This window comes from Paraburkholderia piptadeniae (assembly GCF_900007165.1).
In the GTDB taxonomy this organism is placed as follows: Bacteria; Pseudomonadota; Gammaproteobacteria; order Burkholderiales; family Burkholderiaceae; genus Paraburkholderia; species Paraburkholderia piptadeniae.
Genome location: NZ_CYGY02000101.1, coordinates 21,063 through 41,986, shown reverse-complemented (window position 1 = coordinate 41,986; position 20,924 = coordinate 21,063). Strand labels below are relative to the sequence as shown.

General features: G+C 64.6%; 16 protein-coding genes. 15 read left to right on the top strand and 1 reads right to left on the bottom strand.

The window, feature by feature from the left end:
- Nucleotides 1-34 precede the first annotated feature (34 nt).
- Entirely contained in the window at nt 35-364 is a 330-nt protein-coding gene (locus BN2476_RS39820; protein ID WP_235851170.1) for a TssQ family T6SS-associated lipoprotein, read from the bottom strand.
- 561 nt (nt 365-925) lie between these two features.
- Here BN2476_RS39820 and tssJ point away from each other — a divergent pair.
- From tssJ to BN2476_RS39745, 15 genes are all read left to right on the top strand, one after another.
- Nucleotides 926-1,447 carry a type VI secretion system lipoprotein TssJ gene (tssJ, locus tag BN2476_RS39815; protein WP_087739669.1) on the top strand — a complete coding sequence of 174 codons (522 nt, stop codon included), beginning with the start codon at nt 926-928 and terminating at the stop codon, nt 1,445-1,447.
- Complete coding sequence (tssK, locus tag BN2476_RS39810; RefSeq protein WP_087739656.1) at nt 1,444-2,814, top strand: type VI secretion system baseplate subunit TssK; 1,371 nt, start codon at nt 1,444-1,446, stop codon at nt 2,812-2,814. Before tssJ ends, tssK begins: the two co-directional genes overlap by 4 nt.
- Before the next feature lie 34 nt (nt 2,815-2,848).
- Nucleotides 2,849-4,183, top strand: a complete 1,335-nt coding sequence (locus tag BN2476_RS39805; RefSeq protein WP_087739655.1) for a DotU family type VI secretion system protein — start codon at nt 2,849-2,851, stop codon at nt 4,181-4,183.
- Nucleotides 4,180-7,851 carry a type VI secretion system membrane subunit TssM gene (gene tssM, locus BN2476_RS39800; RefSeq protein WP_087739654.1) on the top strand — a complete coding sequence of 1,224 codons (3,672 nt, stop codon included), beginning with the start codon at nt 4,180-4,182 and terminating at the stop codon, nt 7,849-7,851. Before BN2476_RS39805 ends, tssM begins: the two co-directional genes overlap by 4 nt.
- Entirely contained in the window at nt 7,833-8,540 is a 708-nt protein-coding gene (gene tagF / locus BN2476_RS39795) for a type VI secretion system-associated protein TagF (RefSeq protein WP_235851169.1), read from the top strand. The genes tssM and tagF overlap by 19 nt, the downstream gene beginning before the upstream one ends.
- A 55-nt stretch (nt 8,541-8,595) precedes the next feature.
- Complete coding sequence (locus BN2476_RS39790) at nt 8,596-10,674, top strand: serine/threonine-protein kinase (protein WP_235851168.1); 2,079 nt, start codon at nt 8,596-8,598, stop codon at nt 10,672-10,674.
- A 28-nt stretch (nt 10,675-10,702) separates the two neighbouring features.
- On the top strand, nt 10,703-11,758 hold the full coding sequence (gene tssA / locus BN2476_RS39785) for a type VI secretion system protein TssA (RefSeq protein ID WP_087739651.1): 1,056 nt from the start codon (nt 10,703-10,705) through the stop codon (nt 11,756-11,758).
- 90 nt (nt 11,759-11,848) lie between these two features.
- Nucleotides 11,849-12,388: a type VI secretion system contractile sheath small subunit gene (tssB, locus tag BN2476_RS39780; RefSeq protein ID WP_087739668.1), complete on the top strand. Its 540-nt coding sequence runs from the start codon at nt 11,849-11,851 to the stop codon at nt 12,386-12,388.
- Nucleotides 12,381-13,880 (top strand): type VI secretion system contractile sheath large subunit, encoded by a 1,500-nt coding sequence (tssC, locus tag BN2476_RS39775; RefSeq protein WP_087739650.1) that lies wholly within the window; start codon nt 12,381-12,383, stop codon nt 13,878-13,880. The genes tssB and tssC overlap by 8 nt, the downstream gene beginning before the upstream one ends.
- Nucleotides 13,881-13,913: 33 nt before the next feature.
- Nucleotides 13,914-14,405 carry an Hcp family type VI secretion system effector gene (locus tag BN2476_RS39770; RefSeq protein ID WP_087739649.1) on the top strand — a complete coding sequence of 164 codons (492 nt, stop codon included), beginning with the start codon at nt 13,914-13,916 and terminating at the stop codon, nt 14,403-14,405.
- A gap of 12 nt (nt 14,406-14,417) precedes the next feature.
- Nucleotides 14,418-14,981, top strand: coding sequence for a type VI secretion system baseplate subunit TssE (gene tssE, locus BN2476_RS39765; RefSeq protein ID WP_087739648.1), 564 nt, complete (start codon nt 14,418-14,420; stop codon nt 14,979-14,981).
- On the top strand, nt 14,974-16,839 hold the full coding sequence (gene tssF / locus BN2476_RS39760; RefSeq protein WP_087739647.1) for a type VI secretion system baseplate subunit TssF: 1,866 nt from the start codon (nt 14,974-14,976) through the stop codon (nt 16,837-16,839). Before tssE ends, tssF begins: the two co-directional genes overlap by 8 nt.
- Nucleotides 16,803-17,927 carry a type VI secretion system baseplate subunit TssG gene (tssG, locus tag BN2476_RS39755; RefSeq protein WP_087739646.1) on the top strand — a complete coding sequence of 375 codons (1,125 nt, stop codon included), beginning with the start codon at nt 16,803-16,805 and terminating at the stop codon, nt 17,925-17,927. Before tssF ends, tssG begins: the two co-directional genes overlap by 37 nt.
- Before the next feature lie 15 nt (nt 17,928-17,942).
- The gene (locus BN2476_RS39750) at nt 17,943-20,213 is read left to right on the top strand and encodes a type VI secretion system Vgr family protein (RefSeq protein WP_087739645.1); all 2,271 of its coding nucleotides are present in this window, start codon (nt 17,943-17,945) and stop codon (nt 20,211-20,213) included.
- Nucleotides 20,214-20,287: 74 nt separating this feature from the next.
- Nucleotides 20,288-20,911: a hypothetical protein gene (locus BN2476_RS39745; RefSeq protein WP_087739644.1), complete on the top strand. Its 624-nt coding sequence runs from the start codon at nt 20,288-20,290 to the stop codon at nt 20,909-20,911.
- Nucleotides 20,912-20,924 lie beyond the last annotated feature (13 nt).

Genomic DNA, 20,924 nt, shown 5'->3' with positions numbered 1-20,924 from the left:
TGACGCGATGATGCGGATGCCCTGGCGCGGGGTGCTATGACGAAGACGCCGCGGCGCGTTGGCGACGCGCTGCCTCGAATGCAGGGCCCCAGATCGGATGTCCGCGCTCCGCGGCGGATAGTTCGAAGTTCGGATCGATATTGAGGATCTTCCGGAATTCGGCGCGGCACGCCGATACGCGATTCGTGACGCAGTAGCTGAACGCCATCAGCTTGTGTGCTTCGATCTGCGTCGAACGGTTCGCCCGATCGATCTCGCTTGCGTGACTGAGCAACTGGATCGTGCGCGAGTACTCGCCGGCAGCGTAGGCGCTGCGCGCGTTCTGCACGGTTTCGTCGGCCGCGCGCTGTTGCGGTGAAAACATCGAACATCCGGCGAGTGTCGCGACAAGCAGTACAACGAGCACAGATTCAATGATCGGCATCGGGCGTTTTTTCAGCATTCCAATTGAATATCAGCAGAATTTTCATGTGAGAAAGGACAGGTTTAAAGCCTGCCGTCAATTATTTTATTCAGGGCGCATATGTCGTGCGGCTCAATGAACTATAGAACGCAATTCGTCGTTTGGTTTTTAATCGATTAGTGGCTTTAATCCACTATAAACAGCGCCGGATCTGATTTTTTGCAAATCCCATAAAGCATGAAAAAACAAAAAAATAGTTAGAAGAACGATTCGATTAATAACGTTTTAATCATGGTAAACCACACATTGAAATTTAATGGAATTGTGAACTACGCTGAATCCCGTTTTGATCGTCAGATGCTCGTTGGCCATTCAAACGCACTGCATGGCGATCGTCATGCCGGTTAAGACCGGTTCTTCTTCGACTGACCGACCCGGTTAGCCACTCTCGTTGCGCCGATGCTAAAGGCGCAACAGCACATGCCGTTCTGACGAACGCGAAAAGAGATGATGCAAGTTTCGATGAAAGACGCGCATTGGCGCGTCGTGGGAATCGTGTTGACAGGCGTTGCGCTGGGCGGTTGCGCCGCAACCGAAAAGCAGCTGCCCGTTCCCTATGTCATTACCTTCGATGTCGCGCCGGACGTGAATCCTGATAGCGCTGCAAGGCCATCTCCCATCGTCTTGCAGATTTTCCGGCTGAAGTCGGCGGCAAGTTTCGACGGCGCCGACTATTTTTCGCTTCAGAGCAAGACGCAAGGCAGGCTGGCGGGCGAATTGATCGGCGTGGACCGGATAATCCTGCGTCCAGGCGAATCGCGCACCATGCGTTACGCGGGCGATCTCGATGCGCGCAGCGTCGGCGTGGTCGCGGGCTATCGTGCGCTCGAGCGCAATCGCTGGAAACTGATCGTGCCGCTGCCCGCTGCGAAAGAGACGAACCTGCTGAAATTCTGGCAAATGTCGCCGGGCGAAATCAGGCTTTCCATTGCCGTGCGCAACGGCGGCATGCAAATCGTCGACGAGAGCGGGGCAAAGCGATGAGCGAACGTGTTTCACCTGTCAGGGCAGGTGCGGCGCTGCGTCGCCGCGTCGTCTGGTCCGAAGGCATGTTCCTTCGCCCACAGCATTTTCAGCAGCTCGAACGCCACTTCGAACGCTACGTGCAATTGCGCTGCCTGCCCGTGCAGGGTCTGTTCTGGGGCTTCAGCAAGCTCGAAATCGATACGGAGGCCCTGGCGCAGGGCAAGATCGTTCTGTTGTGCGCGTCGGGCGTGATGCCGGATGGCACGCCATTCGATTTCTCCGGCGGCAGCGATGCGCCGCAACCACTCGACATCGGCGGCGACGTCGCGAATGCGGTGATCGTTCTCGCTGTGCCGACGTGGCGCGGCGACAATGTCCAGGTGTCTTTCGAAGAAAGCGGCGCGTCGGCGCTGTCACGGTATGTCGCGACCGAGACCGAGGTCGAGGACGTCAACGCGATCGGACTCGGCCCGGTGCTGATCCAGGTCGGCAAGCTGCACTTGCGCCTGATGCCGGAATCGAAGCTGTCGCCGGACTGGCAGGCTATGGGTGTGATGCGTGTCGTCGAACGCCGCGCGGACCGCAGCGTGATCGCAGACGACAGCTACATTCCGCCGCTGCTCGCCGCACACGCGAGTCCTGTGCTTGCGAGCTACATGAGCGAACTGCACAGGCTGCTCATGCAGCGCGGCGAAACGCTCGCAAGCCGCCTCGCGCAGCCCGGCCGCGCCGGAGTCGGCGAAGTGGCGGACTTTCTGCTGCTCGAACTGATCAACCGCTACATCGCGGTGACCTGGCACGCGCAGCAACCTTCGGCGATCCATCCAGAGATGCTGTATCGCGACTGGCTGAAGCTCGCCTGCGACCTGAGCACGTTCACATCCGGCACGCACAGTCCGCAGGTTCTCCCGCCATACCAGCACGACGATCTGAGTACGACGTTTGGCATCCTGATGAAGGAACTGCGCCGCTCGCTGGCGACGATGCTGGAGCAGAACGCGATCGAGATCGAGCTCAAGGATGCGGGCAATGGCGTGCGTGTCGCCATCATGTCCGACACCGAACTGATGCGCGATGCGGGCTTCGTGCTAGCCGTGTACGCGGACATTCCCGCCGATGTGCTGCACGCGCGCTTTCCTGCGCAAGTGAAGCTCGGCCCCGTCGAGCGGATACGCGATCTCGTGCAACTCCAGTTGCCCGGGATCGGCGTACGCGCGCTGCCTGTCGCACCAAGGCAGATTCCTTATCACGCGGGTCATGTGTATTTCGAACTCGACAAGAGCGGCGAACTGTGGCGGCAACTCGACAGCTCGGGCGGATTGGCATTGCATCTGGCGGGCGACTTCCCGGGGCTGTCGCTGGCTTTCTGGGCGATTCGCGGCTGAGAGGTGTGGCTGAGATGCATGACAGGAACGACTCATGAACCACTGGCATGAAGCAGTCGCAGGCGCACACGGGGGCTTCGTTCGTCCGAACCCCGGTGGCGCGCCGCCGACACCCGACGCGCAAGAGGCGAACTCCGCCCCTCAGGAGCCGATGCCCGATTACGCCGTGCCTGTTGGCAGCAATCCGCTCGTCGCGGTTGCGAACCCTTTGCTCAATCTCGTTCCGCAGATACGCTGGACGGTGCATCACCCGAATCCGCGCTGGTTGCGCGAGCATCTTGCATCGGAGATACGCGAGTTCGAAATGCGCGCGCAGCAGGCGGGCGTGGCGCTCGAGGCAATCGTCGGCGCGCGCTATTGCCTGTGCACGGCGCTCGACGAGGCGGCGTCGCTGACACCATGGGGCGGCAGCGGCGCATGGTCCGCCGATAGCCTGCTCGTCGCTTTCCACAACGAGACATGGGGTGGCGAGAAGTTCTTCCAGGTGCTGGCGCGCCTGTCGCAGCATCCGCAACAGCACCTTGATCTCATCGAACTGCTGTACTACTGCCTTGCGCTCGGATTTGAAGGACGTTACCGCGTGCTCGACAACGGGCGCGCGCAACTGGACGCGCTGATGCAGCGTGTCGTGCAACTGATCCGGCAGGCGCGCGGCGAGTTCGACGCGCCGCTTTCCCCGCACTGGCGCGACGAGATTCCTGCCGAACGCGCGCGCCGCTTGATCGTGCCCGTCTGGGCGTGCGCTGCGCTGGCGGGGCTGATCGGCTTCGGTGCGTACCTTGCATTCGAGCTCACGCTCGCACGGCAGTCGGACCAGGTGTTCGCTTCCATCGACCGGGTGCATGTGCCGCATCTTCAGTCACAGCAACCCGTTGTCGAGCCCGCTCGCCCCGCGAGCGCGCCGCGGCTTGCGGGCTTTCTCGACCCCGAGGTTCGCGCGGGCCTCGTCTCCGTGCGCGATGACGCGGATCGCAGCGTCGTGACGCTGCATGGCGACGGACTGTTCGAATCGGGATCGGCCGCCGTCATCGGTCGCTATGCTCCCGTCCTTGCGCGCGTGGCGGATGCACTGGAGCGCGCGCCCGGCCGCATCGTCGTGGCGGGCTATTCGGACAATGTGCCCGTGCGCAGCGCGCGTTTCGCATCCAACTGGGATCTGTCGCAAGCGCGCGCCGAAGCTGTCGCGCGGCTCCTTGCATCGCGCGTCACGCAGACGGACCGCATTCACGCGGAAGGCCGCGGGGAAATGGACCCCGTCGCGCCGAACGACACGCCGGCGAACCGCGCACGAAACCGGCGCGTGGAAATCACGCTGCTGGCGGCGCCATCGTCTGACGGGGCCGCGTCTTCCACGAAGGTGACGCCATGAGCCACGCATTCGCTCCACCTTTGCCAGCGCGTCCGTTCGTGCTGCGTACGTGCGGCGCGTTTGCCGGGCTCGCCGCGCTGGCCGTATTGATCTGGATCGCGGGGCCGCTCGTGGCGCTGGGTGACTGGCGCCCGCTTGAATCCGGCGTCACGCGGGCACTGCTGATCGGCGTGCTGTTCGCCGGATGGGGCGCGCGTGCCGGCTGGCGCCGCTGGCGTGCCGCGCGTTTGAACGCGCAATTGCTGAACCAGTTGCAGGCTAGCGCCCCATTGCCCGGCAATGCCGAAGCGGAGCCCGCGCATCTCGCGGAATTGCGGCACCGCTTCGGCGAGGCGGCGGCGCAGTTGAAAACCATGCGTCTCGCGCCGGGCGACGACAGGCGTTCAGGCTTCTCGGGCTGGATCGCGGGCCTGTCGCGCCGTTACCTGTATCAACTGCCGTGGTACGTGTTCATCGGCGCGCCGGGTTCGGGCAAGACGACGGCGCTCGTGAACTCGGGGCTGAGCTTTCCGCTCGCCGAACAGTTCGGCAAGGCGGCGATTCGCGGCGTGGGAGGCACGCGACATTGCGACTGGTGGTTCACGAACGAGGCGGTGCTGATCGACACAGCGGGGCGCTACACGACGCACGAAAGCAATCGGGCGCTGGATGAAGATGAGTGGCGAGGCTTTGTCGGCCTGCTGAGAAAGTACAGGCCGCAACAGCCGCTCAATGGCGCCTTGCTGACGATCAGCGTGGCGGACCTGCTCGGGGCATCGGATGCGCAGCGCACCGGGCACGCGATGGCCTTGCGCAAGCGCCTCCAGGAACTGAGGAGCCAGTTGGGCATTCAGTTTCCCGTCTACGTGCTGGTGACCAAAGCCGATTTGCTGGCCGGCTTCTCCGAGTATTTCGGCGCATTGGGGCGCGCCGAGCGGGCGCAGGTGTGGGGCTTCACGTTCGGGCTCGACGAGAGCCGCGCGCCGGGCTTCGATCTGCGCGGTGCATTCAATCGCGAATACGACCTGCTGCACCGGCGCCTCAATGACGCGTTGCCCGAACTGCTTGGCGCGGAATCCGACGTGCGCAGGCACGAACTGATCTATTCGCTGCCGCAGCAGTTCGCGCTGCTGCGCGACGTGCTCGCGCAACTTGTCGAGGAAGTGTTCTCGCAGTCCCGATTCGGCTCGCTGCCGATGCTGCGCGGCGTCTATCTGACGAGCGGGACGCAGGAAGGTACGGTGTTCGATCGCGTGATGGGCGGCATCAAGCGGTTCCTGCAGATCGACGGTACGCCGCCCGCGATGCAGACGGGCACGAACGGGCGGAGCTTCTTCCTCAAGGACCTGTTGCAGGGGCTCATCGTCAGCGAGACGACGCTGGCAGGCACGAACCTGGCCTGGCATCGGCGCCGACATGTGCTGATGCTTGCGGGCTATGCGACGGCAGCCGTGTTGCTGTGCATGGCGCTCGCGCTGTGGATGCGAAGCTATGTGAACAACAGCGGCTATCTCGACGACGTGAGCGCGCGCGTCGCAACGCTGGATCAGCAGTTGAGGCGCGCGCCGCTGACGGACGCTACCGGCATCGGCCAGGTGCTGCCCGTGCTCGACGACCTGCGCCACCTCGCGCGGACGGGTCGCGTCGATCCGCAGTCACCGCCGCTTGCGTACCGGTGGGGACTCTTTCAGGGCGACAAGACGCGCGCGGCAGCGAACGGCGTCTATCAGCGCGCGCTCGACGAATTGCTGCTGCCGCTGGCTGCCCGGCGTCTCGAAGCGACGCTGCAGAGTGCGCGCAGCGACGATCCCACGTTCGCCTATGCGGCTCTCAAGGCGTACCTGATGCTGTACGACAGCGCGCACTACGATCCTCCGTTCGTGCAGGCCGTGCTCGCTCTGGAGTTCGAGCGGACGTTGCCGCATCCGCTGACAGCCGCGCAGCGTTCGGCGCTGGCCACGCACCTCGCGGCGCTGTTCGCTGATCGCATGGTGCTGTCGCCCTTCGCGATGAACGAACAACTGGTTGCGCAAACGCGCGCGCGGCTGCAACAGCTCACGTTCGCGCAGCGGCTCTACGCGCAGCTGACGCACACGTTGCGCGGCGCCACGCAGTCATATGACTTCGACGTTGCGCATGCCGCCGGCCCGTCCGCTGCACTCGTGTTCCGCCGGCAAAGCGGCAAGAGCCTGAATGACGCGTTGCCGGGGCTGTACACGTACCGTGGCTACTGGGACGTATTCGACAAACGGCTAGACGAGTCGATCGGTACGTTCGCCGGCGAAGAGAAGTGGGTGCTCAACCTGAAGGAGAGCGACGTGCCGAATCGCGCGGCGGCCGAATCGTGGGCGCGCGACATCCGCACGTTGTACCTCGACGACTATATGCGCGTGTGGGATGCGTATCTGAACGACATTCGCCTGCAAACAGGTGATTCGGGTGACTCGCTCGCGCAGAGCATTCAGGCCGCGCGCGTGTTGTCGTCGCCGGATTCACCGTTGACCCGATTGATCGACGCCGCCGCCGCGCAGACCGCGTTGATCCGCAGCGACGCGAGCACAGGCGGCGCGGGATTCGCAGACCGCGCGCAGGACAAGGTGGAAAGCGCGCGGCACGCGCTGGCGGTCATTTTCTCGGCAGGGCAGGCGAACGGCGCAGCCGCGCAGAGCGACAGGCCGGAGGCCGTGGTCGACAACCACTTTGCCGGTTTGCGCCAGTACGCGCATGTCGAAGGCCGGTCGGGCAATGCGCCGATCGACGGCATGTTGAAACTCATCGACGAGCTTTATACCTATCTGAGCGCAACCGACGCGGCGCTGCGCAGCGGCGGCATGCCGCCGCCATCCGATGTGCCCGACAAGGTGCGCGCGCAGGCGGGCCGGATGCCTGCGCCGTTCAGGCAGATGCTCGGCGATCTCGCCGATGGCGCGAACGGCAGCGTGGCAACGCTCGCGCAACGCAATCTCGCGCGCGGCGCGTCGGCCGACGTCGGCGACTTCTGCCGTCAGGCGATTGCAGGCCGCTATCCGTTCGCTCACGGCTCGTCGCGCGACGTCGCGCTGGGTGACTTCGCGCAGCTCTTCGCGCCTTCGGGACTGATGGACGACTTCTTCCGCAAGAACCTGCAGGCGCAGGTCGATACGGCCACGCGGCCATGGCGGTTCAATGCCGCTTCCGCGAGCACCAACGCGACAGCGACAGCAGACGGGATCGCGGCCGGGAATGCGGCGCCGTTTCTCGCATCGTTCGAAAAGGCCGCCGTGATCCGCGACGTGTTCTTCGCCGGCGGCAGCCGCGACCCAGCGGTGAAGGTGCAGATCAAGCCGCTCGACATGGACCCGTCGATCTCCGAATGGGCGCTCGATGCAGGCGGCCAGTCCGTGCACTACGCGCACGGACCCCAGGCGCCCGTCACGTTGCAGTGGCCCGCGCCCGGCGGCGGCAATCAGGCGCGGCTCCAGGTCATCGAGCAATCGGGCGCGACGGACGGATGGGTCGCCGACGGACCGTGGGCACTGTACCGCCTGTTCGATCATGCGCGGATCGAGCGGGGCCGCTCGCCGGAAGAGCTCATTGCGAGCTTTGCGGTGGACGGCAAGCAGTTCAAGGTGCAGATCACGGCGGACTCGGTGCATAACCCGTTTCGTCTCGCGCAAATGGAGTCGTTCACATGCCCGGGGAAATCATGAGTACGGCGTCGAACGGACATCTGTTGCAGTTCGGCTGGTTCGGCAAGGTTCCCGGCGCGGGCGACTTCGTCAATCGTGGCATGTCCGCGAGGCTCGCCGCGTGGTGGGACGGCTGGGTTCAGCAGGGCATGGTCTCGCTTGGGCAGGGCTTGCCTGACGGGCTCGCCCGCCACTTCGCGATTGCGCCCGTATGGCATTTCGCGATTCCCGCCGGGACGGGCGCCGGTTGCGTTCAGTTGGGCTGCCTGGCACCGAGTTGCGATCGCGTCGGGCGGTATTACCCCGTCATCGCAGCGCTCGCGCTCGATGCGGACGTCTATACGCCCGATACCACGGCCGCCGCGGCCAGGTTCGTCGGCAACGTGGGTGCTGCGCTGCTGGACGCCGTGCGCGAAGCGCATGGCCCCGAGCAGTTGGACCGCGTATTGAGCCGCGTACGGCTGCCGCGCGAAGCAGGGGCCAACGGTTTTTCTGATGACGACACGCGGCGGGGACGCGAAGCGCAAGTCCCGGGATGGCCGAACCTTGCCGAATTCTTCGATCCGCACGGCGCGACGAGCTTCTGGTGGACGCTCCAGGCGAATGACGCGCCGCCGAAGACGCACGCGCATACGGGCAAGTTCGACGCGCGGCTCTTCCGGACGCTTTTCGGTGCGCCGCCGCGCGATGCGTACTGGCGCGGCGAGTAGGCTTCGCAGGCTTGTCCAGTGCGAAGCGATAGTGATTTTGATGAAGAGGTCGTAAATGATGGACCCGTTGTTCAAGGAACGCCTGACGACAGCAACCGATGCCACGAGTGCAACAAGCGGCGCGAGCGATGGCGGCGCGAGGCCGCTGCCCGCCGGGCACCGGTTGGGGGACTTCGAACTGGACGCTGTGCTTGGCATCGGGGGGTTCGGCATCGTCTATCGCGCGTTCGACCGCACGCTGCAACGCGCGGTCGCCGTCAAGGAGTACATGCCTTCGCTGCTGGCGCGGCGCGGTGGTGACTTCACGGTCTGCCTGCGTGCGGAACGCTTTGCCGCCGCGTTTGATTCGGGACGCGCGGCGTTTCTGAACGAGGCAAGATTGCTGGCGCAGTTCGATCATCCCGGTCTGGTCAAGGTATTGCAGTTCTGGCAAAGCCACGGCACCGCGTACATGGTGATGCCGTTCTACGAAGGACCGACGCTCAAGCAGCGTGCCGCGAAACACGGGCCGATGAGCGAAGGTGCGCTGCTGAACCTGGTGGCGGCGCTGCTCGGCGCGCTGGACACGCTGCATCGCGCGCAGTGCTTTCACCGCGACATCTCGCTCGACAACGTGCTGATCCCATCCGACGGCAAGCCTGTGCTGCTCGATTTCGGCGCAGCCCGCAAGTCGATCGGCGATGCCGTTGACGAAACGTCGGTGATGCTCAAGCCGGGCTATTCGCCGATCGAGCAATACACCGATGATCCCGCATTCGTGCAAGGTCCGTGGACCGATATCTATTCGCTTGGCGCGGTGATGCACGCGATGATTGTCGGCGAGCCGCCGCCGGCGGCCGTCGTGCGCAGCATCCAGGATACGTGGCAGCCCCTGGCGTCGCGCGGGTTCGCCGGACGCGAACGTTACACTCTCCCGTTTCTCGAAGCGGTCGATCTCGCGCTGGCATTGCGGACGGAAGACCGTCCCGATTCTGTCGCGGCGTTTGCACGGCTGCTGGGGCTGCGTGAAGCGGGTGCCTGTGTGTATGTGGCCGGGGACCGCGCGCGCGATGCAGGTGCGCGGCTGCTGCCCGAGACACGAGATGACGCGGGCTACAAGGTGCCTAAGGGGCCTCATCAACCCACGCCCCCTCAACGCGTGCCGTCACGGGCGAGCGAAGTGCCGCGGGCGTCGGACCTTCGAGACGAGCGGGATGGGCAAACGGACGGCGCCATGATTCAAGGCGCGACCGGCTTGCTCGACGGCGCATCGAATGAGCATGCCGATTCCGACGCTACCGCCGCGCCCCCCGTCGGCGATCACCGCGCCAGTCACGCGTCCGCGGAGCAGCAACGGGAGATCGGCGGTCACATCGAAAACGGGAGCGCCAGTAGTGCGCCACCGGACAACCACCGCATGTGTGCTGCGGATGCGCGGCAACGCGCGCATTCCACCCTCGCGCGTATGACGAGGTTGTGGGGTGTCGTTGCTTTCGCGATGAAGCGCAGCGCAGAACGTGTCGATCGCAGGCGTTCCGTTGCGATCGCCGGCACGCTGGTTCTGATCGCGATTGCATGCGCCGCCACCTACCGACTGTTCGAATACGCGATACGGGCGCCTGAATCGATGACGGTTGCCCGGACGGCTCCTGCCACCGCCCATGCGCCAGTCGTGACTGCGCAGCACTCACCGCCGACTTCGCCCGCAGGCGGGTCCGCTCCACGTCGATCCGAACCGCTCGAACCGACGGCACCCGCCACGACCGCGCCCGCGTCGCAGGCGTTCGGCACAGAAACGCAAGCACGCACGACGCCCGCAGCCGGTGATGAGCAGATCGCGTCCGCAGCGACTGCCACCGACGTGCCAACGGCTCCGACATCGATCGCATCTGGAGTCGACGTCGCGCAAGGCGCTTCCGCCAGCGACGAACACAAGGCGCCGAAGCTCGTCGCTATCCGCTTGCAGGTCTATCCGTGGGGCGAAGTGTACGTCGACGGCGTCAGGCGCGGCGTCAGTCCCCCGCTGAAGACACTGGCGCTTGCACCCGGTCAGTACGGCATCGAGATCCGCAATGGCCAACTGCCACCGATGCGGCGAACGGTCAGGCTCGATCCGGGCAGCGGCCCCGTGAACATCAGCTACCGATTCGAATGAGCGCGTTTGCCACAAGGACATCACTGCCATGATCGAACGCTTTCTTGCTCCCGTCGATGCCGATTCCCGATGCGGGCCCGATCTCGAATACGACGCAGACTTCCTGCTGCTGCAGCAATGCGCGGCGGGACGGCCCGAACAGCAGTACGGCGCGGCGGTGATTGCGGAACAGACACCCGATTGGGCCGAAGTGGAACGCGCCGCGCAGTCACTGCTCAGGCGCACGCGGGACCTGCGCATCGCGGCACCGCTGGTGCGCGCGTGGATCGCGCGACGCGGACTCGACGGCTATGCGGATGGGCTCGCCCTCGTTCAGCGTTGGCTCGCAGACTACTGGGACGAACTGCATCCGGCGCCCGCCATTGACGGCGAGCTCGACCCGATACCCCGGATGAACGCGCTCGCCGGGATCGTTGGCGGCCATGCTTGCGCACGGGCGGCGCAGGAGCAGATGCTTGCGGACAACCTGACGGTGCGCGACGCGGAAGACCTGCTCGACGGGCATCCTTCGGACGCCAGCCGGTATCCCGGCGGCGCCGAGCGACTGAAGCATGAGATGCAGCGCTTGTGCGGCGAATGTGCTCACGAGTGGGCTGTCGTATGCGGCGTACTTGACAGTCTCGACGCAATTCGTGCGACGGTGACGGCTCGCATCGGCCCGCAGTGGATGCCCGAGCCAAGCCGCGTCGAACGGGTCTTGCGGCGCATTCGCGACGAAGTGCCTGCACGGCTTGCCAGGCCACCCGCCGACACCGATGACGCCGAAAGCGGGCAGGTTGCGACGTCCGCCAGCAACGCGGAAACAGAAGGCAATTCCGGCAGCAACAGGCGCTATTCCGCTGCGGCCGATGCACAGGCCAATGCATGGCGCGACGCGGAGTTCATGAATCGCGGCGACGTCGCGCTGGTGCTCGAAAAAATGTGCCGCTATTTCGACGATCACGAAATGGGCCATCCGGCGCCACTGCTGCTGCGCCGCGTGCAGCGTCTGCTGACACTCGATTTCTACGAGCTCGTCAGGGACATCGCGCCCGAAGGACTGCAACAGGTCGAGCTGCTGAGCGGTCACGGCCGCAGCGCGTAGAGGGGAGACGCGCGTCGTCTGCGGACGTCAGCGCGCCTTCATCGTTGAACGAGGATCGGCGCACGCGTCGTGCGCGAGGAGCAGGAGCGAATGTCACGTCAGCATACTTTATCGAGTGGACAAAAACTGATCGCGCGCAATCGGGCGCCTCGCGTTCAGATCGAATACGACGTCGAGCTGTACGGCGCGCAGCAGAAGGTGCAGTTGCCGTTCGTGATGGGCGTGCTCGCGGATCTGACGGGCCATCGCGCGACGCCGTTGCCGGATCTCGCGGAACGCAGATTCATGGAAATCGACATCGACACGTTCGACGAACGCATGAAAGCGCTCGCGCCGGCGTTGTCGCTCGAAGTGGATAACACGCTCTCCGGCGACGGCCAACTGAAGGTCGATGTCGCGTTCCAGAGCATCGACGACTTCGGGCCAACTGCGCTCGCGCGCAACGTGGAGCCGCTGCGTCGGCTGCTCGAAGCGCGCACGGAACTCGCGAACCTGCTGTCGTATATCGACGGCAAACGTGGCGCGGAAGAACTGATCGCGCGTGCGCTCGCCAATCCCGATCTGCTCGCGGCGCTGGCGGGCACGGATGCGGGCGACCTGCCGCGTCTCGAAGGAGACAGCCATGAATAGAGATGCACAGACGTCGACGCAGGTCGTCGAAGCGACGCTGACGGACGAGCGATTCGCGGTGCTGCTCGACAGAGAGATCCGGCCCACGACGGAACAGGCGCGCGGCGCCGTGCAGCGCGCGGTGCGCACGCTCGCGCATCAGGCGCTCGAGCATTCGGTGACGATGTCCACCGATGCATACGACGCGATCGCGCAACTGATCGGCGCAATCGACGAAAAGCTCAGCGAGCAGATCAACGCAATTCTTCACCATCCCGAGTATCAGCGACTCGAAGGCGCCTGGCGAGGGCTGCACTATCTCGTGAACCACACGGAGACCGACGAGTTGCTGAAGGTTCGCGTCATGTCCGCGAGCAAGTGCGAAGTCGCGCGAATGCTGAAGCGTCACAAGGGCGTCGCCTGGGACCAGAGCCCGCTATTCAAGCGTGTCTATGAGGACGAGTACGGTCAACTGGGTGGCGAACCGTTCGGCTGCCTCGTCGGCGACTATTACTTCGACCATTCGCCGCCCGACGTCGAAATGCTGGGCGAGCTCTCGAAGATTGCGGCGGCCGCGCATGCGCCGTTCATCAGCGGCGTGTCGCCTGGTTTGATGCAGATGGAGTCGTGGCAGCAACTGTCGGACCCACGCGATCTGACGAAGATCTTCCAGAACACCGAGTATGCGACCTGGCGCGGTCTGCGCGAATCGGACGACGCACGCTACGTCGGCCTCGCGATGCCTCGCTTTCTCGCGCGACTGCCGTATGGCGCGCGCACCGATCCCGTCGACGAATTCGACTTTGAGGAAGACACCGAGGGTGCGCAGCACGACCGCTATACATGGGCGAATGCGGCCTATGCAATGGCCGCGAATATCAACCGTTCGTTCAAGCTCTACGGATGGTGTTCGTCGATTCGCGGCGTCGAATCGGGCGGTACCGTCGAGAATCTGCCATGCCATACGTTTCCGACCGACGACGGTGGCATCGACATGAAATGCCCGACGGAAATCGCGATCAGCGACCGGCGTGAAGCGGAACTCGCGAAAAACGGACTGATGCCGCTCGTGCACCGGAAGAACACCGACGTTGCGGCATTCATCGGCGCGCAGTCGCTTTTCAGAAGCGCTGAATATCACGACCCGGATGCGACCGCGAACGCGCGGCTCTCAGGACGCCTGCCGTATCTGTTCGCATGCTGCCGCTTCGCGCATTACCTCAAATGCATCGTGCGCGACAAGATCGGTTCATTCCATGAGCGCGACGACATGGAGCGATGGATGAACGACTGGATCATGAATTACGTCGACGGCGATCCTGTCAATTCATCGCAAGAGAACAAGGCGCGCAAGCCGCTTGCCGCGGCGCAGGTCGTCGTCGACGAAATCGAGGACAACCCCGGTTACTACGCGGCGAAGTTCTTTCTGCGTCCGCACTATCAGCTCGAAGGGCTGACAGTGTCGTTGCGGCTCGTCGCGAAGCTGCCGTCCGTCAAGACGGCCGACCGCTGATGCAAAGGCGATCAATTCAAAACGGAGGAAGGCATGGCAGTGGCAATGTTCATGAAGGTCGACGGCACGACGGGCGAATCGGCGGACGACCAGCATCAGGGATGGAGCGATATCCAGTCGTTCTCGTGGGGGGCGAGCCAGCCTGCCGCGATGGCCGTAGGCGGTGGAGGCGGCACGGGCAAGGCGAGCTTCAGCGACCTCGTCGTGGTCGCCTACATGGACAAGGCGGCGCCCGCGATACTCAAGTGCTGCGCGAGCGGCAAGCATCTCGACAAGGTTGAGATCTCGTCATGCAAGACGGGCGGCACGCAGATCGAGTTTTCGCGCGTGACGCTCGAAGAGGTGCTCGTCACGTCAGCGCAGGTCGCAGGCACCGATCCCGGCGATACGGCCGACAGGCTGCTGATGAACTACGCGTTCCAGGCCGCGCGCGTGAAGAAGCAGTACTGGGAGCAGAACGCCAACGGTGGCAAGGGCGCGGAGGTGACGATGGGCTGGGACATCAAGAAGAACAAGGAAATGTAGGCGGAGAGCGCAATGATCAGCGAAACAGATGACGGACCACCCGTGTCCGCGTTCGAGCGGGGACGGCGGGGCGCGCGCGACAGGCTACAGCCCGCGTTGCTCGACAGGCTCACCGACGCCGCGCCGCACGAGCGCGCGGAAGCACCGCCTGCGCGATGGATCGACGAACGGAGGTTGCGCGCTGCCGTGCTGCGCGATCTCGGCTGGCTCTTCAACTGCGCGAATCTCCAGGATGCGATCGATGGCGCCGCGCATCCCGAGGCGGCGAACTCGGTGATCAACTACGGCATGCGGGCGCTGGCGGGCATGCACATGTCCGGCATCGATCTCGCCGGCCTCGAAGCGTGGGTTCGCGAGGCGATCGTGCGCTTCGAGCCGCGCTTCTTGCCCGGCAGCATCGACGTGCGATGCGTCACGGACCCGCGTGCGATGCATCACCAGAACCGGCTGACGCTCGAGATTCACGCGACGCTCTGGTCGGTACCGTATCCGCTCGAGATTCTTCTGCTGTCGGATCTCGATCTCGAATCGGGCGTCGTGTCGCTGCGCGAACGCGGGAGCGTGGCGCATGGATGAGCGGTTTCTCGACTACTACAACCGCGAGCTGAGCTACATGCGGCATCTCGGCGGCGAGTTCGCGCAGCAGTTCCCGAAGATTGCGGGACGGCTCGGAATGCATGGCATCGATGTGGCTGACCCATACGTCGAACGGCTGCTCGAAGGCTTCTGCTTCCTGACGGCGCGCGTGCAGATGAAGATGGACGCGGAGTTTCCGCGCTTTTCGCAGCGCCTGCTCGAAGTGGTCTATCCCAACGCGCTCGCGCCGATGCCGGCCATGGCAATCGTGCAGATCACACCCGAGCTGAACGAAGGCAGCCTCGCGCGCGGCTTTGCCATGCCGGCGGGCACGACGTTGCAGGCAAAGCTGGCGAGCGGCGAACTGACGCCCTGCGAGTTCCGCACCGCGCATGACCTCGTGCTGTGGCCGATCGCGATAGGCGCGGTCGAGAGGACGGGTGTGCCCGTCGATCTGCCCGTGGACAATTCGCTGCGTACGCGCGCGAGCGCAGCGTTGCGCATCCGGATCGACGTGACGGGCGGTGCGCTCGCGAACGAGTTGCCCCTCGATCGGTTGACCTTCCACCTGTCGGGGCCCGAGTCTCAGGCGGCGAAGCTGCTCGAACTGGTGACCCGTCACGTCGCGGGCGTGCTCGTCCATGCGCCGGGCGACCGCTCGCGCGCGGTCATGCTCGATGCGGATGCAGTCGCCCACGAGGGCTTCAGTCCGTCGCAAGCGATGCTGCCGAATGATGGACGGACGTTCGAAGGCTACCGGCTGTTGCAGGAATACTTTGCGTTTCCTGCACGGTGCCTGTTCTTCAGCGTGAGCGGGTTACACCGCGCGCTCGCGCAATGTGATCGCGACGCGTTCGAATTGACGCTGCTGTTCGATCGCGACGATGCGGCGCTCGCGGCAAGGGTCGATATGCGCGATTTCGCGCTCAATTGCACGCCCGCCATCAATCTCTTTCCGAAGCGCACCGACCGCATTCCGGTGACACCGCGCACGCACGAATATCATCTCGTGGCAGACCGCTCGCGACCCCTCGATCACGAAATCTATGCGGTGACGCGTGTCACCGGGCATCGGACGGGCGATGCAGGCGATTGCGAGTTCAGCCAGTTCTACGCATCGTTTGGCGGCTACGACGGCGACAGTGCCGCCTACTACTCGATGCGTCGCGAACCGCGCGTCGCATCGGCGCAGATGCGGGCCAACGGCGCGCGAACAAGCTATGCAGGAACCGAAGTGTTCGTCTCGCTCGTCGATCGCAAGCAGGCGCCATTCGACGAGCGCGTGAGGCATCTGTCGGCCGATACGCTGTGCACGAACCGCGACTTGCCGCTGCTGCTTCCGCTTGGAGGCACGAGTGATTTCACGCCGAAAATTTCAGCGCCCATCGCGCGCGCCAAGGTGCTGCGTGGGCCTTCGCGTCCGCAGCCGCCACTCGCGCATGATGCCGCCGTGTGGCGGCTGATCAGCCATCTTGGGTTGAACTACCAGCCACTCGCGCGTATCGACGACGAAGACGGCGCGCGCGGGTTGCGCGAGCTGCTGGCGCTCTACGCGCAGCACGGCGATGCAGCGATGCGCAGGCAGGCTCGCGCGCTGCGGCGGCTCGCGTGCGAGCCCGTCTACCGGCGCCTGCCGGAACGCGGTCCAGTCGTGTTCGGCCGCGGCGTGCGCGTGACGCTCACGGTGGACGATCATGCGTTCGCCGGGGAAAGCCCGTACATGCTGGGTGCCGTGCTCGAGCAGTTCTTTGCGCGACATGCGTCGATCAACGCTTTTACGGAGTTCGCGCTGCATTCGTCGCAACGGGGCGAACTGGCGCAATGGCCCGCGCGTGTCGGGCGAAGGCCATCGATATGACACGCCGCGAACCGCCGTTGAATCTGGCCGCCCCACGCGATGCGCGAACGCATGCACGACGTGATGTGCTTTGGAACCGGCTGCGTGCCGCGCCCGCGCATCACGATCTGTTCGATGCGTTGCGCTGGCTCGATGCGCTTTCCGGCGCGGTCGCGCTCGGACGTGCAGCGCATCCGGGCGACGAGCCCGTGCGGCTCGGAGAGGAACCATCGCTTGCATTTGCTGCATCGATGCTTGCCGACGTGCGTGATGAGGATGAGGTGCCACGCGTGACGATCCACGGCTTTGGGCTGTTCGGGCCGAACGGACCGCTGCCGCATCATCTGACGGAATATGCGCATGAACGCGCGCATGCCTATGGCGATCGCGCAATGAGGGCGTTCGCGGACTGGTTTCATCATCGGTTGATCCTGTTGTTCTATCGCGCATGGGCCGATGCGCAGCCCGTCGCCGGTCATGACCGGCCCGGCGCATCGCGCTTCGACGGCTACGTGGCGAGTCTGATGGGACGAGCGAGCGGCACGCCGGGAAGCCGCGGCCCGGCTCACGCGCAGTGTTTTCACGCGGGGCACTGGATGCGGCAGACACGCAACCCCGAAGGGCTCGTGCAGTTCCTGCGCCGCGAGTTCGGCGTGTCCGCACGTATCGTCGAGCACAAGGTGCATTGGATGCTGATCGATGCGCCGCTGCGCACCACGCTGCATGCCACGCACCCGACGCAGCGGCTCGGCGAGGGCGCCGTGCTGGGCCGCGCCGTGCGCGACGGCCAGTCGCGCTTTCAGATCGTACTGGGTCCGATGCCCCTCGATATCTATCGCACGTTCTTGCCCGAAGGCGCGAATGCACGGCAGGTCGCGCGCTGGGTGCGCGAATACATCGGCAGCGAGTTCGCGTGGGAGCTGCGGCTCGAACTGGCGGCGACCCAGGTGCCCGCCCTGACACTCGGCGCACGCGAGGGAATCGGCCGCAGCACGTGGCTTGGGACGCGACGCGACACGGCGCCTGCCGGCGACGTCGTGATCGACCACGCCATCATCGAATGCGACCGTCGCCGTGTGCCGTATCTGCCAGCCCATGCGCGGTCCTGATCGGGAGAGGCTTTCGTGTCACGCATATTCACATTGGACAGTCCGCTCGGCGACAACCTGAAGTTCCGTCGCCTGAGCGGCGAAGAGGAACTCGGCCGGATGTTCGAGTTCCGCATCGAGGCGCTCGCTGACAGCCACAGCCTGTCGCTGCATGCGTTGCTCGGGCAGTCGGTTACGGTGCGTATCGAGCAGCAGGCAGGCGCGACCCGCTACCTGAACGGCCTTGTGGCGCGCGCAGCGCTGGCCGGGCGCGATGCCGCGCGTCACTACTGTTATGAGCTCGTCGTGCGGCCTTGGCTGTGGCTCGCGACGCGCCGCGCCGATTGCCGCATCTTCCAGATGCGCAGCGTGCCCGAGATCGTGCAGGAAACGCTCGCGCCTTATGGGTTTCAGATCGAGAGCCGGTTGAGCGACCAATACGCGCCACGTGAATACTGCGTGCAGTACAACGAAACCGACGCGGACTTCGTGTCTCGGCTGATCGAGCAGGAAGGCATCTACTACTACTTCGAGCATGCCTCCGGCAAGCATACGCTGGTGCTGTGCGACGCGATGGCCTCGCATCGTGCGTTGCCGGGCTACGCGACGATCCCCTACATCGGACGGGACCGCACGACGATTGCCGACGAAGAGCATATCGACGGCTGGGTGCCTGCCAAGGAACTGAATCCGGGCCGGCATGAGGCCAGCGACTACGATTTCACGAAGCCGCGCGCCGATCTCTCCGTGCGGCGGGCCGATCCACGCGGGCACGATCACGACAGCCTCGCCGTCTACGAATGGCCTGGCGGCTATCGCGACGACGCGCATGGCGAGCGCTGCAACCGTGTGCGGCTTGAAGAACTGCAGGCGGAGCACGAGCGCGCAACGGGGCACACCGATATACGCGGTGCCGCGCCGGGCTATCTCTTCACGCTGAAGAACTGTCCGCGCGACGATCAGAACCGCGAGTATCTGATCGCGCGCTGCGAGTATCGCTTCGAAGAAAACGCCTATGCGAGCCATGACGGCGACGAGGTGCGGCACGACACGCAACTGTTCGCGCAGCCGTCGAGCCTGCCGTACCGGTCGCGGCGCACGACGCCGCGGCCGCACACGAGCGGCCCGCAGACGGCCGTCGTGACGGGGCCGCAAGGCGAGGAAATCTGGACTGACCAGTATGGGCGCGTGAAGCTCCAGTTCCATTGGGACCGCTATGGACGCGGGGACGAAAACACCTCGTGCTGGGTGCGTGTCTCGACGCCATGGGCGGGTGGGGGCTTCGGCGGGATTCAGGTGCCGCGCGTGGGCGATGAAGTGATCGTCGATTTTCTGAATGGCGATCCCGATCATCCGATCGTCACGGGCCGCGTCTACAACGCCGACCGGATGCCGCCATGGGGGCTGCCCGCGAGCGCGACGCAGAGCGGGTTGCTCTCGCGCTCGTCGCCCGGTGGGACGACCGAGCACGCGAATGCGCTGCGTTTCGAAGATCGCAAGGGCGCCGAGCAGCTGTGGATGCACGCGGAACGCAATTTCGACGCGGAGACGGAGCTCGATCATTCGCTGTCGGTCGGGCACAACCACACCCATGCGGTCGGCAACGACGAGACGATGCAGGTGAAGAACAACCGGCAACGCAGCGTCGGGCAGAACGAGACGGTGAACATCGGGCAGCATCGGATCGCGCAGATCGGGGGGAATGAGACGCATGGGGTGACTGGAAATCGCAGCGTGTCTGTCGACGGAGACAGCGCGCATACCGTTACGAAAGGCAATCACAGCCTCGCGGTGGTGAGCGGCAAGCATGATGTTTTCGTCGAGGGGAACAGCACGCACGTCGTCGGCACAGGGTCGTATGCGACGAAAGTCAATACAGGGAACTATTCCGTCGACGTTGCCAAGGTCGCATCGATGGGTGCGGGCAATTACATCGATATGGGTGCCGGACAGAGCGGCGTATCGATCAACAAGGAGAACGTCGGCGTTTCCATTGGCGGAAGCGCGGGCGATCTCGGGGTTGGCATCATGGGCCAGGTCGGCGGCGTCGGCATCGCCGGATACGGCAAAGGCGTGAGTATCGCCGGCTATGCACAAGGCGTCTCGATCTATGGCGAGAACGATCTCAATCTGTCGGGCAAGTCAACGGCCAATCTTCAGGCGCCGACGGTGAACATCGACAACGGCCAGGGCAGCTGCAACGTCAATGTCAACGCGACGAAGATCGTCTTGGCGACGGGTGGAGGCTCGATTACGCTCGACGGCTCGGGCGTGACGATCCAGGGGACGATCGCCCATATCAACTGATTTCGACGGGGCGGCCGGCTGGCTACGGCCGTGTGCCGGTTCCATGGGCTCACTCGAAGCACGGGAGACATTCGATGGAAAACGAATCGGATCAGATGACAATCGACGACGCGCTTGAAGCGGATACGGTCAAGGCTTTGCGGCGGCTGTTCACAAGCGACGCGTCGCCAATTCCTTCCCCGCCGGCCGAACGTGCCGAATCGGCAACGCTGGTCGGCGAGGTGACGGATACGCATCATCCCGATGCGATGGGGCGCATTCGCGTGAAATGGTCGATGCAGGACGGCAACACGTGCGAGCGCTGGCTCGAATGTGTGGATGGCGTGAAACCGCGCATTGGCGATCGCGTGTTGCTGCAGTCGCCGGCGAACTGGCCCGGGTATCTCGTCTCCGGCCTGCTGAAGCGGGCAGGCAGCGGCGAGCCGGTCGAGCCGGTCGTCGAGCCGGCCGTGGCGCTTGCGCTCGAACCTGACAAATGCGTGCAGGTGTCGGATGCGTCGGGCTACCCGCTGTTGCAGGTGCGAGCATCGCCGGACGGGCCGGTCATAACATTGTTGAATCGGAACGTGAATATCGAAGTCGCTGGCAAGCTGCGGCTGAGCGCGCAGACGCTCGAACTAGAAGGCGGCCGCGGCGGCGTCGACATTCGGACGAAAGCGGACACCGTCGTGCGAAGCCGGTATGTCCGGTTGAACTGAGAAGGAAGCGCAT